Origin of the sequence: Exiguobacterium sp. SH4S7 (assembly GCF_004336795.1) — a bacterium.
In the GTDB taxonomy this organism is placed as follows: Bacteria; Bacillota; Bacilli; order Exiguobacteriales; family Exiguobacteriaceae; genus Exiguobacterium; species Exiguobacterium aurantiacum_A.
Genome location: NZ_SJUT01000033.1, coordinates 1 through 260 on the forward strand (window position 1 = coordinate 1; position 260 = coordinate 260).

The 260-nt window shown below is 44.2% G+C and carries 1 tRNA gene; it reads right to left on the reverse strand.

The features are described from left to right. Window positions 1-134: 134 nt before the first annotated feature. A tRNA-Pro gene (locus EVJ29_RS15360) sits at window positions 135-211 on the reverse strand. Between the last annotated feature and the right edge of the window lie 49 nt (window positions 212-260).

The following is a 260-nucleotide window of genomic DNA, read 5'->3' on the forward strand; positions in this document are numbered from 1 at the left end:
GTTCGTCCTGAGCCAGGATCAAACTCTCCAAAGAATTTGATATAGCTCTTGAAAATGACGAAGCTTGCGCTTCAATCAAAACTTGTAAAACTTTTTTTGCCTCATCGTTCAGTTTTCAAAGACCAAAAAATAAATGGTCGGGAAGACAGGATTCGAACCTGCGACCCCTTGGTCCCAAACCAAGTGCTCTACCAAGCTGAGCTACTTCCCGTTATAAATGGTGCACCCTGAGAGATTCGAACTCCCGGCCTTTAGATTCG